Origin of the sequence: Desulfuromonas sp. AOP6 (assembly GCF_009731355.2) — a bacterium.
Taxonomy (GTDB): Bacteria; Desulfobacterota; Desulfuromonadia; order Desulfuromonadales; family SZUA-540; genus SZUA-540.
In genome coordinates this window covers 838,044-860,149 of the sequence record NZ_AP022810.1, presented here as the reverse complement: position 1 = coordinate 860,149, position 22,106 = coordinate 838,044, and the positions used below count along the sequence as shown (strand labels likewise).

General features: G+C 54.4%; 24 protein-coding genes. 6 read left to right on the top strand and 18 right to left on the bottom strand.

What is annotated here, in order from left to right:
• The first annotated feature begins 43 nt into the window (after positions 1-43).
• The 6 genes from AOP6_RS04105 (at position 44) to AOP6_RS04080 (ending at position 5,204) form a co-directional block, all read left to right on the top strand.
• Complete coding sequence (locus AOP6_RS04105; RefSeq protein ID WP_155875353.1) at positions 44-271, top strand: hypothetical protein; 228 nt, start codon at positions 44-46, stop codon at positions 269-271.
• Between the two features lie 551 nt (positions 272-822).
• Positions 823-1,446 carry a hypothetical protein gene (locus AOP6_RS04100; protein WP_155875352.1) on the top strand — a complete coding sequence of 208 codons (624 nt, stop codon included), beginning with the start codon at positions 823-825 and terminating at the stop codon, positions 1,444-1,446.
• A gap of 150 nt (positions 1,447-1,596) precedes the next feature.
• On the top strand, positions 1,597-3,180 hold the full coding sequence (locus tag AOP6_RS04095) for a c-type cytochrome (RefSeq protein ID WP_155875351.1): 1,584 nt from the start codon (positions 1,597-1,599) through the stop codon (positions 3,178-3,180).
• Positions 3,177-3,620, top strand: a complete 444-nt coding sequence (locus tag AOP6_RS04090) for a Rieske (2Fe-2S) protein (protein ID WP_155875350.1) — start codon at positions 3,177-3,179, stop codon at positions 3,618-3,620. Before AOP6_RS04095 ends, AOP6_RS04090 begins: the two co-directional genes overlap by 4 nt.
• 4 nt (positions 3,621-3,624) lie before the next feature.
• Positions 3,625-4,674, top strand: coding sequence for a cytochrome b N-terminal domain-containing protein (locus AOP6_RS04085; protein WP_155875349.1), 1,050 nt, complete (start codon positions 3,625-3,627; stop codon positions 4,672-4,674).
• A gap of 20 nt (positions 4,675-4,694) precedes the next feature.
• Positions 4,695-5,204: a PCYCGC motif-containing (lipo)protein gene (locus tag AOP6_RS04080; RefSeq protein ID WP_213194751.1), complete on the top strand. Its 510-nt coding sequence runs from the start codon at positions 4,695-4,697 to the stop codon at positions 5,202-5,204.
• Between the two features lie 274 nt (positions 5,205-5,478).
• On the opposite strand, the gene hemP is transcribed toward AOP6_RS04080, so the two are convergent.
• The 18 genes from hemP to cobS all read right to left on the bottom strand — a co-directional run bounded on the left by hemP (position 5,479) and on the right by cobS (position 22,105).
• The gene (gene hemP / locus AOP6_RS04075) at positions 5,479-5,691 is read right to left on the bottom strand and encodes a hemin uptake protein HemP (RefSeq protein ID WP_155875347.1); all 213 of its coding nucleotides are present in this window, start codon (positions 5,689-5,691) and stop codon (positions 5,479-5,481) included.
• A gap of 354 nt (positions 5,692-6,045) precedes the next feature.
• Positions 6,046-6,810, bottom strand: coding sequence for a uroporphyrinogen-III C-methyltransferase (gene cobA / locus AOP6_RS04070; protein ID WP_225897350.1), 765 nt, complete (start codon positions 6,808-6,810; stop codon positions 6,046-6,048).
• A gap of 40 nt (positions 6,811-6,850) precedes the next feature.
• On the bottom strand, positions 6,851-7,651 hold the full coding sequence (gene cobK / locus AOP6_RS04065) for a precorrin-6A reductase (protein ID WP_155875345.1): 801 nt from the start codon (positions 7,649-7,651) through the stop codon (positions 6,851-6,853).
• Positions 7,648-8,370 carry a precorrin-3B C(17)-methyltransferase gene (gene cobJ, locus AOP6_RS04060; protein ID WP_155875344.1) on the bottom strand — a complete coding sequence of 241 codons (723 nt, stop codon included), beginning with the start codon at positions 8,368-8,370 and terminating at the stop codon, positions 7,648-7,650. The genes cobK and cobJ overlap by 4 nt, the downstream gene beginning before the upstream one ends.
• Entirely contained in the window at positions 8,352-9,131 is a 780-nt protein-coding gene (locus AOP6_RS04055) for a cobalamin biosynthesis protein (RefSeq protein ID WP_155875343.1), read from the bottom strand. The genes cobJ and AOP6_RS04055 overlap by 19 nt, the downstream gene beginning before the upstream one ends.
• Positions 9,131-9,904 (bottom strand): precorrin-4 C(11)-methyltransferase, encoded by a 774-nt coding sequence (gene cobM, locus AOP6_RS04050; RefSeq protein ID WP_155875342.1) that lies wholly within the window; start codon positions 9,902-9,904, stop codon positions 9,131-9,133. Before cobM ends, AOP6_RS04055 begins: the two co-directional genes overlap by 1 nt.
• 31 nt (positions 9,905-9,935) lie before the next feature.
• On the bottom strand, positions 9,936-10,670 hold the full coding sequence (gene cobI, locus AOP6_RS04045) for a precorrin-2 C(20)-methyltransferase (RefSeq protein WP_155875341.1): 735 nt from the start codon (positions 10,668-10,670) through the stop codon (positions 9,936-9,938).
• The gene (gene cbiE, locus AOP6_RS04040) at positions 10,667-11,305 is read right to left on the bottom strand and encodes a precorrin-6y C5,15-methyltransferase (decarboxylating) subunit CbiE (protein WP_213194750.1); all 639 of its coding nucleotides are present in this window, start codon (positions 11,303-11,305) and stop codon (positions 10,667-10,669) included. The genes cobI (AOP6_RS04045) and cbiE overlap by 4 nt, the downstream gene beginning before the upstream one ends.
• Positions 11,302-12,354: a cobalt-precorrin-5B (C(1))-methyltransferase CbiD gene (cbiD, locus tag AOP6_RS04035; protein ID WP_155875339.1), complete on the bottom strand. Its 1,053-nt coding sequence runs from the start codon at positions 12,352-12,354 to the stop codon at positions 11,302-11,304. The genes cbiE and cbiD overlap by 4 nt, the downstream gene beginning before the upstream one ends.
• A 3-nt stretch (positions 12,355-12,357) precedes the next feature.
• Complete coding sequence (gene cobI, locus AOP6_RS04030; protein ID WP_155875338.1) at positions 12,358-13,113, bottom strand: precorrin-2 C(20)-methyltransferase; 756 nt, start codon at positions 13,111-13,113, stop codon at positions 12,358-12,360.
• Between the two features lie 16 nt (positions 13,114-13,129).
• Complete coding sequence (locus tag AOP6_RS04025; protein ID WP_213194749.1) at positions 13,130-14,278, bottom strand: nucleoside recognition protein; 1,149 nt, start codon at positions 14,276-14,278, stop codon at positions 13,130-13,132.
• 64 nt (positions 14,279-14,342) lie between these two features.
• On the bottom strand, positions 14,343-15,191 hold the full coding sequence (locus tag AOP6_RS04020; RefSeq protein WP_155875337.1) for a sirohydrochlorin cobaltochelatase: 849 nt from the start codon (positions 15,189-15,191) through the stop codon (positions 14,343-14,345).
• Positions 15,188-15,877, bottom strand: a complete 690-nt coding sequence (locus tag AOP6_RS04015; protein ID WP_155875336.1) for a precorrin-8X methylmutase — start codon at positions 15,875-15,877, stop codon at positions 15,188-15,190. Before AOP6_RS04015 ends, AOP6_RS04020 begins: the two co-directional genes overlap by 4 nt.
• On the bottom strand, positions 15,864-17,279 hold the full coding sequence (locus AOP6_RS04010) for a cobyrinate a,c-diamide synthase (protein WP_225897349.1): 1,416 nt from the start codon (positions 17,277-17,279) through the stop codon (positions 15,864-15,866). The genes AOP6_RS04015 and AOP6_RS04010 overlap by 14 nt, the downstream gene beginning before the upstream one ends.
• Positions 17,276-17,800, bottom strand: coding sequence for a cob(I)yrinic acid a,c-diamide adenosyltransferase (locus tag AOP6_RS04005; protein ID WP_155875335.1), 525 nt, complete (start codon positions 17,798-17,800; stop codon positions 17,276-17,278). Before AOP6_RS04005 ends, AOP6_RS04010 begins: the two co-directional genes overlap by 4 nt.
• A 5-nt stretch (positions 17,801-17,805) precedes the next feature.
• Positions 17,806-18,759 (bottom strand): adenosylcobinamide-phosphate synthase CbiB, encoded by a 954-nt coding sequence (gene cbiB / locus AOP6_RS04000; protein WP_155875334.1) that lies wholly within the window; start codon positions 18,757-18,759, stop codon positions 17,806-17,808.
• Positions 18,759-21,353 (bottom strand): cobyric acid synthase, encoded by a 2,595-nt coding sequence (locus AOP6_RS03995; protein ID WP_155875333.1) that lies wholly within the window; start codon positions 21,351-21,353, stop codon positions 18,759-18,761. Before AOP6_RS03995 ends, cbiB begins: the two co-directional genes overlap by 1 nt.
• Complete coding sequence (gene cobS / locus AOP6_RS03990) at positions 21,350-22,105, bottom strand: adenosylcobinamide-GDP ribazoletransferase (protein ID WP_155875332.1); 756 nt, start codon at positions 22,103-22,105, stop codon at positions 21,350-21,352. Before cobS ends, AOP6_RS03995 begins: the two co-directional genes overlap by 4 nt.
• Position 22,106 lies beyond the last annotated feature (1 nt).

Sequence of the window (22,106 nt, the reverse complement as noted above, 5' to 3'; positions counted from 1 at the left end):
AAACACAACCACTCAAACACGGAATTGAAAGGAGGGGCATACCATGATGGGGAATCATATGTATAACAACACCATGTGGGGAGGTCATTGGCTGTGGATGCTGGTGATCGGCGTTGTGGTCGTCATCCCGGTCTGGCGTATCTGCCAGCGCGCTGGATATCCGGGCTGGCTGGGAATTCTCATTCTGATTCCCGTCGCTAATCTCTTTTTACTTTATTTCATTGCATTTGCAGATTGGCCCATAGAGAAAACTGGTGGTCATAATGGTTAAGTGTTGAGTGCCACGACATCGCTGACACTCAACAGGTTTATCCGATTATTTATCACCCTTTATGATGTTCCGGGACCTCACCTCCTCTGTTTTATGGAGGGGGATGTGGCTATTGGAGAGCTTTGTGGTCAGCGACCTGCTGTTTGATGATGGTGAGTTAGATGGAGAAGTGGCCAGGGAGGCGGCTATCTGCCAAAGTCCTGCAGAAGCTTCTCGAAAGATCCATCGAAATTATTAGAAGACCAGCCAGGCTGTCGGGATGTTTTTTTGTGGGATAATCTACAGCCTTTGGCAATATTCAACAGAGGAAAGCTGGGGAAAAGCAGTGGCGCGCGGATTGAATTCCTAAAAACAGGGATGAGTCTGCAGTCAAATGTTACTTGGGCCCGGCATTTTGACGATCTCCTGGCTTTCGGTAGCCGTTCCTGTGGCGGAGGATTGGGCTTGGCCTGAAACCTGCTAAAAAGATGTGAGTCCGCCCGAAACCTTTAATTGCCCCCCTGTCGTTTGTGCCCGGCTTGGGCCGGCAGAAATCTGGAGAGTATTGATAAATGAAACACCTTGTTTTTTTAATTCTGTTGCTGGTTGTTCCGCTAACGGCGTTCGGTGCAACCATTGAAGTGGTGCCTGGTATCCTTTTGCATGCTGAATTGCCCGGTGACCACTGGCAGGTAAGTGCCTCGCCTCCCGAGCCCCTGGTGCAGGAGACCGCTACCCATCTGGGGCAGGAGATGCTGAGAAAGGCCGGGAAAGAAGATCCAGCAGAAGTGGCACGCGACATCCTTTCCGTCAATGAGCTTTTTATTGTCAATGCCGAAAGTGGGGCCTGGCTGGCTGTTGATTTCAGCGCTCTTAGAGAGGGCGAGCCGGCTCCTGGGCGGCAAGCGGTGAAGCGGTCGGCGGCCTTCGCCGGAAAGGCCCTGCAAGGCGAAGAAGGGCTCAGCGACGTAAAGCATGACGTCGAGAAAATACGCATCCCGGGGGCTCAATACGCCTATCAGCTTGAAGCGACCTATCGCAGGCATGATGAACCGGTTTTGTTTTGTGGCGTGATCGGTTTTGCCGATCGCCATTGGTTTTACCTGTACTACACGGACTTCAAGCGCAATCCGGAAGATTACCGGGAGATGCAGGAGATACTCCGCTCTGTCAGCCTTCAGGTGGAGCGGGACTGATTGTCCGGCATTGATCAGGCCCTGAACGCTGGTCGTCAAGACGGGCAGCAGAAGCGCCGCTGCACAGGATGATTTCGGGGGTATGCGTTGACACAAGATAAACAATTGCCAAAAGGAGAAACCCCACCCCCCCGCTGGATAAGCCCCCTTTTGGCCGTCGCCAGTTTGCTGGTGCTGGCCGCTTCCCTGCTCGCCCTCCTGACCGGTGACAATCACGATCACCAATTCCATGGGACTATCGCGGATATTACTGTCAACCTGGGAGGCAGCCCCGTCCGTGAACATTGCACGACCTGTCATACGGAGGGAGGAAGTCCCACCTGGGAAGGCACCCATTGGATGAGTGCCTCGCATCCTGACATCACTCCTCACGCGCCGGAACGCCTGGGCTGCACAGGCTGTCATCTTGGTGAAGGGATGGCGATGGACCGTACATTCTCCCATGGCCTGCCTGGACTGGGAGGACGGCAAGTGCTGCAGGGACAGCAAGTGCAGGGGCGATGCTATGTTTGTCATGAACTGGAAGTTCTGCCGGGAGCAGAGAAGGCCTGGAACGGCTACCGACTTTTTCGGCAAAAGGCCTGCTATCTCTGTCACTATTTGAACGGCATGCCTGAGGATAGCGGATTCGGTCCGGACCTGAGCCATGTCGGTTCGCAGCTGGGACTGGCTCAACTGGAAAAGGCCATTCGAGACCCCCGCGCCGAGCCTGACAACTCGACCATGCCGCGCTTTCCCCTCTCCCGCAATCAGGTGCGTGACCTCACTTATTTTCTCAAGAGTCGGGTGGAGGCCCCCCTCTTTACCTCTCCCATGTGGGTGACGGCAGGTCGCCCCGCTGTGGCGGTGCCGGACGTCGTCCCCGAAGATTCCTCTCTGGTGGCGGGAGAACGACTTTTATGGCAGGGAGGCTGTCTGGCCTGTCATCAATATAAAGAGGAGGATGGTCGCATTGCTCCCGACCTCACCCGTGTAGGCAAGATGCGTGACCGGGATTACCTTGAAGGTTTTCTGGAACATCCGTCGCGTTTGATCCCTGGAGCTGCCATGCCGCCATCCCTGCTGAACGCCGCAGCTAAGGTGGAACTGGTCGAATTTTTGGAGGGAAGCACCTCCGAAGAGGCGCATCACCTGGAGGCGAAAGAAATCTACATGCATCACTGTCAACGGTGTCATGCTGCCAATGGCGACGGCAAAGGACTTATCCAAGCCAATCTGGCGCAGTTTCCGCGGGCTTTTCTGGGCAATGACGGGTTTTTCCGGCGGGTCACTGATTCACGGTTGCGGGACAGCCTCGCCCGGGGCATCTCCGGGACCTCCATGCCGCCTTATGAGCATGTTTTGTCCGCAAAATCCCGAGAGGACCTGCTCGATTTAATCTTCCAATCCTTCATTGGCATCTCCCGTCAAGACAAGGTGGAGGAAACACCGCTGCCTCCCAGACCGGATGCCCTGCCCCTGCAACGAGCTGAACGCCTCTATGACCGGTTTTGTGCAGAATGCCATGGGAGAAGCGGCACCGGAAAAGGGCCAGAGGCCAGCAGGGATCTGCCGCGTCCCCGCAATTTGACCAACGCGCCCTTTTTTGCGGCCATTGAGGATGAACGCATTCTGCGAGGTATTCTCAATGGTGTCTCCGGGACCGCCATGCCTGCATGGCGGGGAGTTGTCAGTGACGAGGAGGCGTGGGCCCTGGTAGAGAAAGTCCGACGATTCTCAGGAGACCGACCATGACTCGGCGCCAATGGTTATTTCGCGCTATCTCCATGCCCGCCTTGGCTGTGGCTGGTGCTGCCCTCGGTGGTATTTTTGCGCAGGTCTGGCTGGCCGCCGGCCGTTTTTCCTCGCGGCACTGGTCTGACGTGACGGCGGTGGACAGCCTCCCTGAAGAGGGAACGAGCGCCTTTCCCGGCCAGCGTGTCGCTCTTTTGTGCCGGGGGGAGGATATTGGCGCGTTGAGTCTTGAATGTCCCCATTTGGGGTGCCTGGTCAACGCTGTTGATCAAGGTTTTTTCTGCCCCTGTCACGGCAGTGAATTCGCGTCTTCGGGCAAAGTCCTATCGGGGCCCGCTTCCCGGGACCTCGACTGGCTGCCCGTGCGCATTCAAAACGGACGGGTTTGGATCCAGGGCAGCACCCGCCTTGATTCGCCCCTCTGGGTTAAACGAGGTTAGGTCCATGCCGCCATCCAAACGTCACTTTTTCAGTCACCTGCACCCCGTCATGGTCTACCGGCGCACGCTTTCTCCCTCGACGACCCTAGGGTTGGGCATGGCCTGCCTGACCTGCCTGGGGGTCTTGTTGGTCACCGGGGCGACCTTGTTCCTCTACTATGTGCCGGATACAGCCGTGGCCTATGAGCGCATCCTGCACATCACCACGACCCTTTATTTTGGGCGTCTGATTCGGAATCTCCACTTCGTTGCAGCCAATGCGCTCATCGTTCTGGTGTTTCTCCATATGGCGCGCGTCTTTTTCACCGCGGCCTACAAGTCGCGTTCTTTGAACTGGCAATACGGCTTGGTTTTGCTGCTCCTGGTTCTATTCGCCAATTTTACGGGCTATGTGCTTCCCTGGGACCAGGTTGCCTATTGGGCGACCAAGGTTGCCTCTTCCCTTGCCGAGTATATCCCCTTTATCGGTAACGGGCTGCGCCGTTTCTTGCTGGGAGGTTCCCAGGTCGGCGTGGAAACCCTGCTGCGTTCCTTCGCTTTTCATGCCGGCGTGATCCCACCACTTATCGTGGTTTTTACTGGCCTGCACCTCTGGCGCATTCGCAAAGACGGGGGACTTGCCTCACCACCCCATCAACTGGGCGATAAAATCCCGGTGGATCCCTGGCTTTACCGCGCCGAAGCAAGCGTGGCGCTGCTAACCCTTGCCCTTCTCCTTTTTCTCGCCCTGGGAGTCGATGCCCCGCTCTTTGAGCGTGCCGATCCGAATCATCCGCCCAATCCGGCAAAAGCGCCCTGGTATTTCGTCGGTTTCCAGGAACTGGTCAGTTATTCGGCCTTTTGGGGTGGTGTTGCCGTTCCCCTGTTTCTTTTTATTTTCTTTGTGCTGGCGCCATACCTTGACCGTACTGCAAGTCCCCCGGGGATGTGGTTTGCCAGGGATCGACTCCTGCTCAATGTCTTTTTTGGCGCTCTCCTGCTGAGCCAGGTCGGTTTTATCATTATCGGACAATGGTTTCGGGGCCCCAACTGGGGCCTGATCTGGCCTTTTTAACGAACTGAATGGAGGTTTTTATGAAAACGAACATTTTTCGCCTGACTTCGGTCATTGCTACTGTTTTGGTCTTCTTGTTGGCCGCGGGCCATGTATTTGCCGGCGATGACCAGGAATTCAACCGCATACTCAATCTCGGCATGGCCGACTTGACTCAGGAATCCCTGGCGCTTCTTGACAGCAAATACCCTGATGAAGACTGGGATGCGGTTAAATTCCCCCAGTATGTTTTTACCAGCGATTCGGTGGAGGCAGGCTACATGATTGCGGTAAAGGAGCCAGAACTTCTTAAGAAATTCAAGTGCTACTGCTTCTGCGACACCATGGGCCATGCCGATCTGAGTTGGTGCTTTCTCAAGAAGGGGAAACTCAAAAAAGGATTCGACGATCACGGGTCCGACTGCAACATCTGTTACGGCCAGGCCATGATGGCCCTTTTGTGGCAAGAGGCGGGTTTTTCAACGGAAAGAATGACGCTCGGGTTTGAGAAAAAATTCGCCAAGCTGATTGAACAGTTTGGGAATAAATAATTGGGCAGAACGCACGGAGGAAGAGCGCCAACCTGCTTTTCCTGATCAGGAGTTAGTCATGGGATCTGGGCATCGCTCCATGCAGTCAGTCTGACGCTGACATGGATCGCGGAATATTCTTCATATGAAAGAAAATGTTCCGCGATCCATGGCTTGCCGTTTCTCTCAGAACCTGTTTTTCTCGTTCTTTCAGACGTCCGATTCATGGCACGGAACGTATCTAAGACCATGATACGTTCCGTGCCTCAAATGAAATCAGGTTCAGGGCAAAACGTTAAAGTGCTTTTTTTTCAACAACACGTAATCTTTCCTGTAACACGCCATGTTTTTCGTTGCTTGTGATTCTCAGGCGATACTCTTTGCCGGCATGTTCGATGGACACCTCACGCAATTCCCCAAAAAGCTCGGGGCTGTCATACGTTCGCCGGTTATTCTTTTCACTGTCGCCTACACTCAAACCGGATACGCCCTGCCGGGCATTAGCCATGATTTCTCCTCCTTTCGCTGGCATGAATTTAATAATCTTTTTCAACTCAATCTAAAGAGCCGTTTATTTTCTTTCAAGCAAGTGTTAACCCTGTAATTGGCTACCTCAAGATAAAGAGCTGTTTCCCTTTTTGCCGCTTGCATAGACCGGGAGCCAGCCTTACCTTATTTTCAATAAATGATAACGGTTTTCATTTTCCCTGTCTAGGGATATTTCCCCTTTTTTGTGGCCAGCCTCACCAGTGACGGGTGCCCACAAGCAGAAATGCCAAGATTTCCGAGTTTTTCCGGGTCAATACCCGGCGATTTGCACTGACCAACAAAGATCAGGCGAGAGTCTTGTCTCTTGCTCCTTTCAGTCTTGGAACCTGTCGAACCAACGCAATTGCTCCCGCATGGAGACAACCTCACCAACAATAATAACCGCTGGTGTTGGCACATTAATATCGGCAACCTCCTGGTATGCATTCCCCAAAGTAGTCGTCATCGTAAGCTGATCATCGGTAGTCGCACGACTTATAATAGCTACAGGAGTCGCGTCTGAACGTCCGTTAGCTATTAACTCACGACAAATCGTGTCAAGGTTGCTTAGGCCCATATAAAACACCAAGGTGCCGTCACCAGAAGCCAGTGATGACCAGTTCAGTTTCGGTTCTTCAGCATTCTCACCTTTGGCATGCCCGGTCACTAGAGTGACGCTGGTGGTGCGATCGCGATGAGTCACCGGTATTCCGGCATAAGCTGCCGCAGCGAAACCGGCAGTAACTCCGGGCACGATCTCAAATGGGATCGACTGGCTTTGCAGGTATTCGGCTTCCTCTCCGCCGCGCCCAAAGACAAAAGGATCACCGCCTTTGAGACGGACCACGATTCGGCCTAGGCAGGCTTTCGCTGCCAGCAACTGATTGATCTGTTCCTGGGGCAGCAGGTGGTTGCCTTTCTGTTTGCCGACATATATCAACTCGGCGGCCTCTGGGGCTTCTTTTAAAAGCTCGACATTTACCAACTTATCGTAAAGCACCACATCTGCTTTTTGCAGGCACTTTAAGCCCTTTACGGTAATCAAGCCGGTGTCGCCTGGGCCGGCTCCAACCAGGTAGACCTGAGTTTCTTTATTCACTGAGCACCTCGGATTTATCCTCATTTTTTCAGACAGACTGTTATTGAAACGGCAACCAGCCTCCTATCAGTTGCAGGAGTTCTCGAACCAGATCATCCATGCAGCCAAAACTGTTGCCCTGCTCTACCAGGGGACGTTTTACAACCACAAACGTACAACCTTCATCTCGAGCCGCACGCCATTTTTCGTTGATTCCCCCAGCTCGACCACTCTCCTTACTCACAACAACACCGATCCGGTAGCGGCGAATCAGTGCAACATTGTCTTCGTAGGTGAAGGGACCGCGGCCAAAGATACGCTGACTCTTTTCGAGGCCAGCATCATTGCTGGCGGTGATTGATTCGTCATGCTTCAGTATTCGTGCATAGAGGGGAATCTCGTTCCGACTTGCCTCTTGAACGTACGGCCTCAGATTTCGTGATCCGGTCGTCAGCAATATTGGCCGTCCTGTTTCACACGCAAGCAAAGCTGCCTCTTGATGGTTTTCAGCAAACAACCAACCGACCTCTTGTACCTGAGACTCAGGTCGCTGAAAGCGTAAGTAAGGCAAACCCGTTTCGTTACATGCATGACGGGCAGTTTGATGGACTTCACTCGCATAGGGGTGGGTTGCATCGACCAGAGCGAAGACACCTTCCGCAACGAGCAGATTTTTCATCTCTGCCAATCCCAAACGGCCAAAACGGCACCCGACCCCAGGATGTTCTCCAACAGGTAGAGGTTCATCTGTGGCGGTCGAGACCAGAACACGACATCCCACGGAAGCAATTTTCATGGACAGGGGCGCCGTTTCACTGGTTCCGCCAAGCAGAAGAACTTTTGGAGAAGATTTTTTCGTCATCGATAATATCCACGGGGTGTCACCATGCGGCCGCCCAATAGACAGGTGGTGCTGTTCCCAATAATGACGATGGAGCGCATGCCAACTTCTTGCTCGAGCAGATGATCCAGATCCGTCAAAACCAGGAATTGATCTTCTGTGCCAACCGCCGTCGCGATACCGACTGGAGTCGTTCCTGGTCGATATTGCAGCATTATCCGAGTCGCCTCTTCCAACTGCAGGACTCTCCTCTTGCTGCGCGGGTTATAAAGCGACACCACCAGATCTGCGGCAGCAACAGCCTCTAGACGTTTGACGATCATCTCCCATGGGACCAACAGGTCGCTCAGACTGATAGTCGCCGAATCAAGCATCAAGGGAGCACCCATCAAGGCCGCTGCAGAATTAGCTGCGGTAACTCCCGGAACAACCTCCATGTCAACGGTATCGTTATCCGCCGCCGCCATCTCCATTGCCAGGCCTGCCATTCCGTAAACACCGGCATCGCCGGATGAGATCAGACAGACTTTTTTGCCAGACAGTGCCTCGTTAATGGCTGCACGACAGCGCTCCGTTTCCTTCATCATCCCCGAGGTCATCACCTTCTGAGTCGTGAGCAAATCCCTAACGGCCTCAACATAGGGGTCGTAACCGACGATCACATCGCAGGAGCTGATAGCCTCGGCAGCCCGGGGGGTGCGATCTTGAACACTGCCAGGGCCTATGCCAACGAGGAACAATTTTCCCGGGCGATCGCTACGGTGATGCCGTTGAAGACTGTTTTCTTGAGTATTAATGACGTTCTCCTTCCAGCGAGCAGCGCCGCAGGCTCGGATACTGCGGGCAAATTGACTTTTTTCTGGACAAATCCCGATTCCGCAAAAGGAAGGCTGCTAATGCGAATCTGTTCCGAATCGAGAATACGTAAGGGGATTTGAAGCTCCCTCGATGCCTGTAACAGGCCAGGCTCCAAAGCTTTAACATCGGCGGTAGCCAGATATCGAACCTCCTGTAGGCTTCTCCCAACCATCGCAAGCGCATCCCTTATCGCCTTGCAGATTTCATCTGCGCTTTTGCCTTTTCGACAACCGATACCGATAGTTAATGTTTTGACCGCCTCGGTGGTTGTTGAGATCACAGGTTCGGCGCCGGTCAGATTGGCGATGTTTATGGCCAGTTGATTGGCGCCGCCTTCATGGCCGCTGAGCAGGCTTACGGCATGGCGGGACCCGACATCAAGACAGATAACTGCGGGATCCTTGAGCTTGTGATTAACCAAGGGGGCAATCGCCCGAACTGCCACGCCACAGGGAGCCACATAGACGAGCGCCTGGTAGCGACGGAATATCTCTTCCGTCAGGGCAAAGACTCGCTCGAAAACATGAACACCCTGGGGAGCTTCGATTGCCTGATGCAGATATTGATCAACCTGCATCCCCGCCGAGATCCGCTGCATGACCTTTAGCCCCTCAGGTGAAAAGGTGATCACCGCCGTGCTCATCAGGAGTCTCCGTTTCCATCGTTCCCTGCCACACGGTAGCCGTGACTGAAATCGCGATGGTAGAGCTTTGATATCGGCAAATCGCGTGCGAGTGCCTGGCCCACTACGATCATGGCGGTTTTGGTTATAGCGGCGCTCGTTACCTTGGCCGCGATATCGTTCAGGGTCCCTTCGATCACCTTTTGATCTGGCCAACTCGCCCTGTAAACCACCCCGACCGGGCAGTCCTCCCCGTAATAGGTCGCGAGTTCAGTGGCGACCTCATCAAGTTTATGCACTGAAAGGAAGAGACAGAGCGTTGACTCGGTTCGGGCCAGATGTGCCAACTCCTGCTTCTCAGGCATAGGGGTTCGCCCTGAAGTACGGCTAAGGATCACGGTCTGGGAAATTTCAGGTGCGGTCAACTCGGTTTTCAGAGCTGCGGCGGCGGCCTGAAAGGAGCTGACTCCCGGCACTACTTCATAGTTAATGCCAAGCCTGTCAAGAATGTTCATTTGCTCACGAATAGCGCCGTAGATAGAAGGGTCACCGGTATGTAGACGGATTACATCAATATCGCGCTCAAGCCCTGAAACGAAAACCGTCTCTATTTCATCCAAAGTCATTCCCGCTGAATCGTGTAGTTCACACTCTTCAGGAGTCAACCCCACCACCTCGGGGCTGACCAGAGACCCTGCGTAGACACAGATCTGACACTCTTCTAGGATGCGGCGGGCCTTAACCGTCAACAAATCAGGGTCGCCTGGACCGGCACCAACAAAAAACACCTTCATCGTAATGCACTCCTTTTCGACCACAAAAGCATTAGGCCCGTGATTCTGACGCCTGCACAATAATCACTGCCAGATTTCCTGCATCTTCATCAGCGTCTCGCAAGCACCTTAAATCGGTTTCAATCCTCTGCCCAGGCAATCCCGCGCGGGAGACAAAAACGCTTCTCTCCAGAGCACCGAGACGTTCCAGGATGTCTATAACAGCTTGCAGCCGTGCGCCGATTTTCATCAGAACCAAGCTACGACCATCGACAACCGCACTCTCGACCTCCGACATGTCGGTGACAGCCGGCATCACGAGCAACGATTGCCTTCCCTGCCCAAGCGGAACATCTGCCAGGGCTGCCGCCAGACTGTAAGCACTAATCCCCGGCACCGTCTCGATCACTGCACCCGGATCAACATCACGCAAAGCCTGCAGAAGATAGATATAGGTTGAAAAAAGCATGGCATCACCGAGAGTAACCAAGGCCACATCCTTACCAGAGCGCAGACGTGTGACGATTTCAACCGCAGTCTCATGCCAATGCCGACTTCTCTCCGCCGTATTTGCCGACAGGCAGAAAACAACCTCACGAATTTCGCAGTCGGAACCTGCGTAACGTCGGGCCACCTCGCCAACATAACTCTGGCGACTGAACTTCGAGACCGGCACGTAAATACAGGAGCAAGAAGACAGCACGCGCACCGCCTTCAGAGTCAACAGTTCGGGATCACCGGGACCAACGCCGACACCATAGAAGGTCCCGTGGGTTTGCGCCGTCATGATATCCCCTCCTTGGCTATCAACAGAATAATCGTGCGCGAGGCCAATTCGGCCGCGAGCAACCCGGATGCGTCAAGCTCCGTGATTTTTTCTTCTTCCCAGGTCAAGTTTTCACAGGCGATGGCGGTATATGCATCCCCAAGAGCTTCTAGCATGGCGGCAGACCATCGTTTTGCGTTCTCTGTCCCTGCCAGAATGGCGATCTTTTTAAACCCAGACAGATCACCAACTGAACATTCGGGTTCACGCCCGTGAGCGCTGATGATCTTTAGATCATGCCAATCGAGAGCAAGTCTCGCGCATGCGACCTGTACGGCGCTGATGCCGGGTATCAGTCGGCAACGCTGAAACCCGAAGCGTTTCAACAGCGTACGAGCCAGGCTATAGAGACCTGTATCACCGCTGGTCAAGACTACGATAGCCCTAGGACTCGCTTCCTCAATATGATTCAGAAGAGCCTCCATGTCTTTGCCGACGGCAAGCCGCTCCGCCAAAGAATCCGGGAAGAGCTCGAGCAGATGTTGCGTTCCAACCAACAGCTCGGCAGAGGAAACAGCTATTCGGACAGCTTCGGTTATATAATCCGGATGCCCTGGCCCGCAGCCCGCGACAATGATTTTTCCGGCCTCGTTCATTGCCATATCTCCAAAGCTCCGTCTCTACCCAGCATCTCGCCTTTGAGATTGATCAGCACGACTGCGATCTGCCTGTTGGACCTAAATACATTGCTAACGGCAGCATTGATCTTGGCGGCCAAAGCCCCCGCAACTATTTTCCGTTCAATTGGCTGCATTCCCATCATGAACAGCCCTTCGACCGTCTGCTGCTCTTCAATGCGTCTCGACAGCAACGTTTCCGCCAGTCTGGACACATATTCGATGGCACTGTCGGATTGAGTAGAGTGGGTCTGCCATTGCCCCATGGCGAGCTTGGCCAGTTTACCGGGATGACCGATCAACAGCAGATGTTCGAAGTCATAAACTAATGATTTCTCCAGAACAAAACCCCATTCATTACTCACCTCGACAAGTTGTTGCGGGGCAAGATTAAAATAGTTCTGGGCAGCCCGACGACCAATATTGCCTGGAGTAAAAACTGGAGCACGGGTTCCGGATGCGGCACAAATATCCATGGCGCACTTAAGAGAATCCTGCAGGGCCGCGGCGCTGAATGGGCGAACTCTCCCGCTGGTGCCAAGAATCGAAAGACCACCCTCTATACCCAGCTTCGGATTGAAAGTCTTGTAGGCCCGTGCTTCCCCGTCCTCAACGGAGACGGTCACATCCAGCCCCCAGTCCGTAACCTCACGCAAAGCCGCCTCAATCATTTTGCGCGGCGTCGGGTTGATTGCCGGTTCTCCAACCTCCAGCGCCAATCCAGGCAAAGTCACCACGCCGACTCCTCGACCTGCGTGAAAGCAGACGTTATTATCGTTCCGCCTCTCAAGGCTTACTTCAATACGCGCACCATTGGTCACATCGGGATCGTCACCTGCGTCCTTGACAACGACGGCGGCCGCCCCATCCGATTCTAGGCGCTGCTCCGCCAGTGGCCAAAGCAAACGACCACCGTCTGGCAAAGGGATCTCTACGGTGCCAACCTTTTCGTTACGGCACAATAGAAGTGCTGCACCCTTTGCGGCCAGGGCAGCGCAACTGCCTGTGCTGATCCCTTCCCTCATCATTCCTTACCCTTCTAGCCAGGGCCGACTGCCGATTCGTACAATCATAGTGGTCATATAGTTCAAGGGCCGAGACTGCCAAGAGGGCAAATCGTCAAGCAACAGCTCATGTTCTCCCTGTTCACAGCAACTGACCAACCGTGCACGATCCAGCAGATTATGGCGACATAGCAAATCCATCAAAGCGTCGATACAGGTTCCAGCCTTATACAGCACCAGGGTCTCACATTGTCCCAAGGCTCTCTCAACGGCGGACAGATCCGTTGCCGACATCAGCATCAGTCGATCCTCCTGTAACGTCAAGGTCTCTGCAAACCGACTGGCGGCAATCTGAAAAGCACTGATTCCGGGAACGACGTGAATATTCGCCGCCGGCATCATTTCAGAAAGGCTTTGCAGCAAGTAAGAGCTTGTGGCGAAGATTAACGGGTCACCCAAGGTGATCTGCACTACGGATTCTCCCGCAGCGCAACGCCTGACGACTTCTTCTGCGAAAAGATGCCAGCGTTTGCGAGATTTTTCCCCATTACGCTCCATCGGGTAGTTGTTAACAATAATCTCCTGTCGATCGACAAAAGGCTGTACGGCTTCCAGAGCCAGGCTCCTGGACGAACCCTTTGCTTGCGGTGAAATTATCGTATCGCACCCTTCTACCAAACGCGCTGCTCGCACTGTCAGCATGTCCGGTGAACCGGGACCTATGCCGACGGCATAAAAATGCCCAGGCTGTGGCCGCATTGTCGGTATCTGCAAATTCTTCATAGTCTCCTCAACTGGCTTAAAACCAGTAAACCATCAGGGCGCAGGTGCAAATTAACAGGAACAGCATACGCAGCACCTGAGCACTGACTGCCATAAAAGTTCCTGCTCGCGGGCCGAGTACCGCTACATAGGTCGGTAGCCCATGTTTGAGAGTCCGCACCGGCGCGGTAACCATCGAGCCGAATAGAATGATAATCACCGCCTGCTGAGTGGTAATCGACCCGGAGTCGATAAAATTGGCCGCAGCAATTGCACCGTTGTACAGGCTCAGTGCCTGGGCTGGGATAACGAACAACGATTGCGGCGGCAGAAAATCAAAGGTAAAGAGCTGAGGCATGGCCTTAGCAAGCCACTCAAACCCCCCGTAATATTCCAAAGACGTCATCAAGGCAAAGGTCGGCAGCAGATAAAAGAGTAGCCGTCTTAATGTGAGCTTTGAACGCTGCCAGACAGTGCGCCAAAATCCGTTTTTGCGCTGTCGGTGTTCACGCACCTCGGTAATCACATCCCTACCCCGCAATTCTTCGCCAATACCTAGCCGACCGAAGATCTGACGACTGACCAGCAAGGTCAAAACAACCTGCACGGCTATAGCGGAAAATCGCACGCCAAAGAGAGCTGCGGTCGCCTCCCAGCCGAAAGCAATGCCGATTGGGACCACGAAGGTGGGCAGATGGGCGAAGAGCGACAAGGCCGAGACCACATAAACCGAGGTGTACAATTCGCGGTTGCTGATCTGACCGCAGTCGCGGTGGGAAACCAGCATGCTGTTTGCCACTGCGCCGGATTGAAATGCCATCAGAAAGGCCGGACCGGTATGCCGGGACAATTTGCCCAAGCGGGTGATCGGCAAAGTCACCCATGAGAGCATCTTGACACAACCGGACACCTCCAATATCTGTCCAACCAGGACGCCGATGGTAATCACGACCATTAGCTCGAACAGGATCAAGCCTTTGCGAGGCCAGAAGGATAATTTTCTCTTCCAGCTTTTATAACTATCGGGGTCACTGTTCCTGTGCCTTTCGGAGGCCAGGATTTTGCCGGTCTCACCCTCGGGACGCACTCTTTTAACGCTCATCGCCGCAGCATTTTCAGCCTGCCTGGGACCTGGTGTTGAAGTTTCCAGTTGCCCCATGTCGTCGACAGCCGCACGCTTCTCCATGGAGAAGCATTCCCCCCCCCCGAGCAATAAACCGAACAGGACTATACAGATAAGCAATCGCATGTCAGCGGACAGGCCCTTCTTGCATCACCTGTTGCAAAGCCGCCTCAAGGTGATCGAGATAAATATCCAGAACGGCATCGTTCCAACCGAGTGACGCGCTCACCTCGGCTTGCGGCGCGGCGATGATATGCTTCCAGCTCTCATCTTCGTCGCCGAGCACATCGTTGAGAATGTGGTCGCCGGCAACAATCATCAAGGGAACGAAATTAACCCGATCGGGTTTCATCTCCTTAATCTTCTGCAAAGGGCCAAGACCAGGACTTCCTTCGACACTGGCGACGACCAAACGCGGATAATCGGCCTCGATACGCGCAGCGAACGCTTCTATCCGTTCATTGAAGCGGGGGTACTTATCGTTGCCATGAGCGGCAATAACAGTGGGCTCCAGCACATCGATATGCAGTCGCAAGGCGTCAATGGTGCGCTCAATGTCTTCATCACTGGTCATAAGTGCATCACCGAAGGCCACCCGCAGACCAGATGTATTCGCCGTCTGAACCTTGCTGTACTCCTGCCCCGGTGCAATATGCAGACTCTGAAAGACGACGCGATCAAACCCTTCGGCACGCAGTTGAGTAATCACCTCATCGACGTTGTAGGTTACCACCCCGCGCCGTTTCAGCTTGTCGATGATAAACTGCGAGGTAAAAGCCCATCGCAGATTGTGCTCCGGGTAACGCTGGCGCACCCGACTGTCGATATGATCAAACACCTTACGCGCCGGCTCGACCGAAGTACCAAAAGCAACAAGAACGATTGCCGGTTTGCTTTTTAGCTCGTTCGCATCTGCCTGTATTGCAATGGACATAAAAACCACCTGCATCAATATCAAAGTAAAGATTTTGTTCATATGCCAACCTGTCCGCTCGCTACCGTACACATGGCATGAAGGCAGGCTACCGCCAGCGGACTGCCACCGCGCCGCCCATTAAGAACAACGTAAGGCAGACCGGTCCTCAGTAATTCTTCCTTACTCTCCAACACGTGAATAAAGCCGACTGGCATGCCGATAACCAGGGCTGGACGAATCCCTTCCTCCATGGCCAAACGGTTGATTTCCAAGAGCGCGACCGGAGCGTTACCAAGCAACACAATGCTGCCGTGGAGTATCGCCTTGGCTTTTCTGGCTGCAAAGAGCGAGCGAGGCAAACCGACGTCTTTCGACTGCGCTGCAACATCCTCATCTGCAACATGACAGAAGATATCCTTGTGGCTGTAGTCTGGGTTGATCTGTCGTAGACGGGCGATGGAAATTCCAGAACGAATCATATTGCTGTCGGCGTAAATCTTGGCACCAGCCTGGAGTGCCTCACGGGAAGCATCGAAAGCATCAACACTGAAAGAGAGCAACTCGGCCATAGTGAAATCAGCAGTGGTATGAATCAAGCGCCGCGCCACTTCCCACTGCGGCTGCGACAAGGAATAATTACCCACTTCGGCGTCGATGGCCGCAAAGGAACGTGCCTCTATCTCCGGTCCGCTAAGAGGATTTTCATAGAGATCGTGGATCAACGGTTTTCCATCAGCTCTTTTCATTGTTACTCCTTGTGGTATCCTGCGCGGCGTACATGTTTTCAACCCAGGAATCCAACGCCTGTGGTTGAGATGCCAGGTGCAAATGAGCATAACTGGCCAGGATATTGCCTTTTTGATAGCCTTCATCTCTGACCTGAGCACCGCGGTTTTTCCTCAAATGATAGGCAGCCTGCCAGCCGTCTTTACCGATGGGGTCATCGCACAACTCCGAGTAATGAAACTCGTGACCACGCAGTCTGGTTCCGACCGCTCCGAAGAGCGTAGGCACCTGTAACGTCGCCTCAACATAGCCGAGGGCTTTGCGCTTTTGCAGCATGCGGGCCCGACTCGGCAAGACTCCAACCATAGGCCATATCTCATTATCGACCGCTACTTCCCGGCAAAGGTAGATCAACCCGCCGCATTCCGCATAAACCGGCTTGCCACTGCTACAGAACTCCATGATGGAATGGCGCATCGCCTCGTTGGCAGCGAGTTTGTGCCCATACAGCTCGGGATAACCGCCGCCGAGATAAAGACCATCGCAATGCAGCGGTACGGAATCATCATCAAGAGGTGAAAAGAACTGGATCTCCACCCCGCGGCCGTGAAGTGCATCGAACAGATCCGCGTAATAGAATTGAAAGGCTTCATCGCGAGCGACGGCAAGCTTTAATCCTCTCCAGGCTGTGCGGGGGAAGGTCTTTTCCTCGCTGGCTTTTATCGGTGGCACCGTTACAGACTGTCGCAAAAGCTTATCCAGATCGATTGCGTGTTCCGCCAGTTCACAGAGCCGGTCGATCAAAGGGGCACTCCAATCCGTCTCCTGAGCTGAGACCAGGCCCAGATGACGGCTCGGCAGCTCAGGAAAAGCATCTCGTGTCACCGTACCGAGCAACGGCGGCGCCGCCGCGGCCACCAAAGCCTGCTGCAACCAACGACCGTGACTCTCGGACCCACACATGTTGGCGATCACCCCAGAGATACTGACTCGCTCGTCGAATTCGGAGTACCCCTTGACCAGAGCGGCTATTGAGCGTGCCATTCCGTGGGCGTTGACAACCAGGAGCACCGGCAACTTCAGCCAGCTTGCCATCTCCGCGGTACTCCCGGAAAGAGATTCAGCGCTGCTGCCATCAAAGAGCCCCATCACCCCTTCGACGATGGCGATGTCGGCTTTAGCGCAGGCATCCGCAAACAGGCTACGGCAATAATCTTCACCGGCCATCCACCCATCCAGGTTGTAGCAGGGGCGCCCGGACACATGCGCCAGATGACCGGGGTCGAGATAATCGGGGCCAACCTTGAAAGTCTGCACGCGCAGACCTCTACGTCGGAAAGCGGCTACCAGAGCCAGGGTCAGTGAAGATTTGCCAACTCCGCTTTGCGAACCGGCCATGAGCAAACAAGGAATCGCGTTCAAAACTCAACCCCCTTCCGAGCGGTTACACCCTCAGCCAAAGCATGTTTGATTGGGTGAATTTCGCTGACGGTATCGGCGGACGCGATCAAACGTTCCGTTGCTCCGCGTCCGGTGAGCACGATATTCACCGGTGGCGCAGCTTCAAGGGCGTTAACCACTTCGTCCTCTTTCAGTAAACCCTTGGCGATCGCGCCGCAGATTTCATCGAGAATAATCAGATCGTGTTCCCCAGAGTTCAGTGCTTCACAGGCAAGGGAAAACCCTTCCCGAGCAGCCTGCCGATGTTCCTCGTAGGCCGAATGGTCCGGCCGGGGGACAAAGCCGCGCCCCACCTGCTTCACCCCAATCCCAAGTTGTTTCAAACCAGCCAGCTCACCAACGCTCTGATCCTGTTTGAGGAACTGGATGATCAGCACCCGCTGGCCATGGCCAAAGGCTCGCACAGCCATACCAAAGGCAGCGGTCGACTTGCCCTTGCCGTCACCGGTAAAAATCAGGATATTCTTGCGTTTTTCACTCATAATCATTAAGTCAAAGCGCCGAGACCACCGCGTAGGATCAAACCGAAGCCCGCCATCAGCAAAGAAACTGCCCACATCAGGCTGACTGTTTCTCCAATGCGTTCCGCGCAGAGCGGCCTATTGTTGTCGCCCATATATGGACGAAATGACGGTTGGCCGAAATAGCTGTTCTCTCCTCCGAGCCTGACATTCAGAGCTCCAGCCATGGCCGCTTCTATCTGGCCTCCATTCGGACTGGGGTGATTATGGCGATCGCGGCGGAAAACAAGCCATGAACCTCGCGCATCGAAATCTAAAAGAGTCGCCGCAACCGGGGTCAACAGCGCAGTGATTCTAGCTGGTATGAAATTTGCCAAGTCGTCGATCCTGGCGGCAAAGTAGCCGAAATGGATATATCGGTCATTTTTGTAACCGAACATCGAATCCAGGGTATTGATCGCCTTATAAACCATAATGCCCACCGGTCCACCGATTAAGGCAAAGAACAGAGGAGCGGTAACCGCATCAACGGTGTTTTCGGCGACGCTTTCAATCGCGGCGCGGGAGACCTCAGCATGGTCAAGCTCTTCGGTATCACGGCCTACCAGCATCGCCACCTGTCGGCGCGCCAGTTCCAGGTCATCAGCCTCCAGAGCATGCTTGACATCCAGAGCGTGGCGGCTTAGGTCGCGTGCAGCGAAACCGAAATAGAGAATCACAATAGACATCGCATCTCCCAGCCACGGCGAAACCACGGTCATTACCATGACCAGGAACCAACAGATCAGCGCCGTCGATGCGATCACAATCAGCGCCGTCAGCAGGCCGGCCAGGGTTTCAGAGGCGATGAGCCTGCGCATCGGTTTTTCCAGCGCCATCGCCCCTCGACCGATTCCCTGTACTGGATGTGGCAGCCACCGCGGATCACCAATAACAGCATCCATGGCCAGGGCCAGAATTATCTGGAACTCAAGCGGCATTACAATCCGATCCTCCGGTAGATGGCCTTTATGTCAAGGGTCTGGCGCACCACATCAGCCAAACGATCCAACGCCGGTTCCAGATCATAGCGGACCAGGATTCTGCCCTCGGCACTCCAACCTCGTTTACGACGCAAGCCATCGATAAAAAAACGGCGGAATTCATCGGCATCAAAAACACCATGTAAGTAGGTCCCCCAGACTCTGCCTTGGTAAACACTGCCACCAAGCATCTCGTCATCCCTGTTGCGGACAACAATCTCAAGGGAATCATCAAGGGCCTTGGTGCGACCATGGTGGATTTCGTAACCGACCAGCTCCCGCCCCGACGGAATGTGGCGGGCACGGGTCTGTACTGTGATTTTTTGAGGGGCCAGTACCGTTTCGATCGGCAAGAGACCGAGACCTGTCCGCGAAGTTCCCGCTGACTCCACGGCGTGGGGGTCACTGATCTGACGACCTAACAGTTGAAAACCGCCGCAAATGCCGACGATTTCACAACGGCCAGTACTGGCAAGAGAGGCGATTCGTTCAGCAAAGCCGCCATGACGAAGATAGTCGAGATCACTGAGCACGTTTTTGCTTCCGGGAAGAATCAAGGCGTCGGGTTTGCCCAACTCATCCGCGCTACGCACTATTCGCAGATGAACATCCGGCTCGATGGAGAGCGCATCAAAATCAGTGAAGTTGGAGATATGCGGCAGATCGATCACCGCAACATCAACACGATCAATTGCCGACATCTCTTGCTTAAAACCCCCGGACTTGAAAGAAACCGAGTCCTCTTCCGGCAAACCTAGCTGAGCAAGGTAAGGGACTATGCCTAAAACCGGCTTGCCTGTGTGGCGCAGAGTATATTCCAGCGCCGAGGTCAAAAAACTTTGATCGCCGCGAAAACGATTGATGACGAATCCGGCCACCTGCCGTCGCTCCGCCTCGCAGAGCAGCTCCATAGTGCCAACAAAAGAGGCAAAAACACCGCCTCGGTCGATATCCCCGACAAGAAGAACCGGCGCATCGGCGTAGCGGGCCATGTTCATGTTGACGATGTCCCGGTCTTTGAGATTGATTTCGGCCGGGCTGCCGGCGCCTTCCAAAACAATCACTTGGTGTTTGGCGGCAAGAGTATCGTAGCTTTCTTTTACCACCTCGAACATAGCCTGACGCCGATCTGTGTACTCACTAAAGTGCATGCTGCCGCAGACCTTACCCTTGAGGATGACCTGGGAACCGGTGTCACTGTTCGGTTTTAGCAGGATCGGGTTCATGCACACATCCGGCTCCAGTCGACAAGCCTGGGCTTGCACTACCTGGGCCCGCCCCATCTCACCACCCTGCCTGGTAACGAAGGAATTCAACGACATGTTCTGTGCCTTGAAGGGAGCGACGTCGTATCCGTCCTGATGCAGGATGCGGCACATGGCGGCGGTCAGCACACTCTTGCCGGCATTGGAACCGGTGCCTTGGAACATGATCGCAGGAGTTTTCCGACGGGGACTTCCGGTTCGGCCAGGCATCAGAATATCTTTCAGGACACTGCACAACCGGTCCTGTTCTTGGGCGCCACGCACGGCAACGCGGAAGTAGTTTTGATCCAGACCTTTAAAATTGTCACAAACACGAACGGCAACACCTTTTTTCAGCATGCGTCGCGCCAGTTCGCCGGCGCTCATGCGCGCATCATCCAAGCGCAACAGGAGAAAATTGGCGTCACCGGGGAAAACATACAATCCGGGCAAATCAGCCAATGCTCCGGACAACGCCAGGCGCTGTTGAACAACGTACTCACGACTCAAGCGGCGATATTCATGGTCGGCGAGAGCGCGGAAGCCGACTCTTTGTGCCAGAGAGTTGACCGTCCAGTCCGGCATCAAGCGACGCAATTGAGTGACGATGGCGGCGTCGGCTATCAGATAGCCAAGACGCAACCCGGGAATCGCGTAAGTCTTGGTCATCGATTCGACGACAATCACATTGGCGGGACGTTCATGGCGCAAGCTATGACCGTCATCGGCGAAAGCGATGAAGGATTCGTCGATCACAAAATATGTCCGTGGAGAGATACTGACCAGCTCACGCAAACGTTCTATGTCGCAGAGACGACCGGTCGGATTATTCGGCTGGCCGAGCAGCACCAGTTGATCAGGCCGAAGTCGCTCAGACATTCTGTCGAAATCGATGGCGAAGTCATTCGCGGTGTTGAGAAACAGTTGTTCAACTTCGATGCCGGCCAGACGTGTTGCGTCTTCGTAATCGGCATAGGAGGGCATGGGAATCAATGCCCGCTCAACCCCCAGAGCCCTTGGGAGCAGATAGAGCAGTTCAGTGGCGCCGTTACCAACCAACAGGTTATCGGGAAAGCAGCCATTCTCCTCTGCCAGAGCCTTGATCAACTCGTCGCAATCGGGATCGGGATAATGGACGAGTTCGCTGACATGAGCGCTTATCTCCGCCCTCAGCCATTTTGGCGGGCCTAACGGATTGAGATTGGCTGAAAAGTCAAGTAATTGGTCGGCAGGAATGCCCACCTCTGCACTGAATTGACGCAGATTGCCGCCGTGTCTATGGCGTTGCGTCAGGTTAATCGACTTCATACCGTCCCCCCGGTTCCCATTAGCAGCAGCACCACCAGAGGGGGGACCACTTCCAGCAACTCACAGGCAGCTCCGAGCGTGTCCCCGGTCAGGCCACCGATCTTGGCCCGACAGTAACGCGCGAAGAGCCAGGCAACCAGCAAACAGGCGAACAGCACCCAAAACCCTTTAAGACCAAAAGCCAACAATGAGCCACCACCGAGAAGCAAAAGAGTAATTCCGTAGTGTCGCTCGCGGTTGCCGTGCTGAAACAACGAGACCAGTCCGCTGTCACGTACATAGTTGAGGCTGACGGTTTTCAGGACCAGGGCGCTCCGCCCGGCCAGCGGCATGAGAACAATTGTCGGTGTACGCCAGTCGCCACCTAACGACGCCAGCGCCGCAAACTTCAGTAACAGCAGCGCGACTATGACAAGGACCCCCATCGGCCCGCAACGACTGTCCTTCATGATCTCCAGCATCCGTTCTTTGGAGCGTGAGCTCATGAAGGCGTCAGCAGTGTCGGCCAAGCCATCGAGATGAAAACCGCCCGAGATAGAGATTAGGAGAATAATGGTCAACGCACTCGGTACCAGCAAGCCGGGAAACAAAGTTCGCAGTAGGCCATCAAAAACCGCGGCCACGCAGCCGATCAGCAGGCCGACGACCGGGAACCAGGACAAACTGCGTCCCAAGGCTTGTTCGTCACCGCACCAGGCGGGTGGGATTCGCACAATTGTTAAAAAGCTTATGGCTGCAAAAAAAGGCTGCATA

What these genes read in the sequence shown, in the direction of transcription:
- AOP6_RS04015 (WP_155875336.1), bottom strand. Translation starts at nt 15,877, where the DNA reads ATGAAAAGAGCTGATGGAAAACCGTTGATCCACGATCTCTATGAAAAT.
- cbiE (WP_213194750.1), bottom strand. Translation starts at nt 11,305, where the DNA reads ATGAACGAGGCCGGAAAAATCATTGTCGCGGGCTGCGGGCCAGGGCAT.
- cobI (WP_155875338.1), bottom strand. Translation starts at nt 13,113, where the DNA reads ATGAAGAATTTGCAGATACCGACAATGCGGCCACAGCCTGGGCATTTT.
- AOP6_RS04080 (WP_213194751.1), top strand. Translation starts at nt 4,695, where the DNA reads ATGAAAACGAACATTTTTCGCCTGACTTCGGTCATTGCTACTGTTTTG.
- cobS (WP_155875332.1), bottom strand. Translation starts at nt 22,105, where the DNA reads ATGCAGCCTTTTTTTGCAGCCATAAGCTTTTTAACAATTGTGCGAATC.
- hemP (WP_155875347.1), bottom strand. Translation starts at nt 5,691, where the DNA reads ATGGCTAATGCCCGGCAGGGCGTATCCGGTTTGAGTGTAGGCGACAGT.
- cbiB (WP_155875334.1), bottom strand. Translation starts at nt 18,759, where the DNA reads ATGCCGCTTGAGTTCCAGATAATTCTGGCCCTGGCCATGGATGCTGTT.
- AOP6_RS04105 (WP_155875353.1), top strand. Translation starts at nt 44, where the DNA reads ATGATGGGGAATCATATGTATAACAACACCATGTGGGGAGGTCATTGG.
- AOP6_RS04005 (WP_155875335.1), bottom strand. Translation starts at nt 17,800, where the DNA reads ATGAGTGAAAAACGCAAGAATATCCTGATTTTTACCGGTGACGGCAAG.
- AOP6_RS04100 (WP_155875352.1), top strand. Translation starts at nt 823, where the DNA reads ATGAAACACCTTGTTTTTTTAATTCTGTTGCTGGTTGTTCCGCTAACG.
- AOP6_RS04055 (WP_155875343.1), bottom strand. Translation starts at nt 9,131, where the DNA reads ATGAGCACGGCGGTGATCACCTTTTCACCTGAGGGGCTAAAGGTCATG.
- cobM (WP_155875342.1), bottom strand. Translation starts at nt 9,904, where the DNA reads ATGAAGGTGTTTTTTGTTGGTGCCGGTCCAGGCGACCCTGATTTGTTG.
- AOP6_RS04025 (WP_213194749.1), bottom strand. Translation starts at nt 14,278, where the DNA reads ATGGAGAAGCGTGCGGCTGTCGACGACATGGGGCAACTGGAAACTTCA.
- cobK (WP_155875345.1), bottom strand. Translation starts at nt 7,651, where the DNA reads ATGACGAAAAAATCTTCTCCAAAAGTTCTTCTGCTTGGCGGAACCAGT.
- AOP6_RS04090 (WP_155875350.1), top strand. Translation starts at nt 3,177, where the DNA reads ATGACTCGGCGCCAATGGTTATTTCGCGCTATCTCCATGCCCGCCTTG.
- cobI (WP_155875341.1), bottom strand. Translation starts at nt 10,670, where the DNA reads ATGACGGCGCAAACCCACGGGACCTTCTATGGTGTCGGCGTTGGTCCC.
- cbiD (WP_155875339.1), bottom strand. Translation starts at nt 12,354, where the DNA reads ATGATGAGGGAAGGGATCAGCACAGGCAGTTGCGCTGCCCTGGCCGCA.
- AOP6_RS04020 (WP_155875337.1), bottom strand. Translation starts at nt 15,191, where the DNA reads ATGAACAAAATCTTTACTTTGATATTGATGCAGGTGGTTTTTATGTCC.
- AOP6_RS03995 (WP_155875333.1), bottom strand. Translation starts at nt 21,353, where the DNA reads ATGAAGTCGATTAACCTGACGCAACGCCATAGACACGGCGGCAATCTG.
- AOP6_RS04085 (WP_155875349.1), top strand. Translation starts at nt 3,625, where the DNA reads ATGCCGCCATCCAAACGTCACTTTTTCAGTCACCTGCACCCCGTCATG.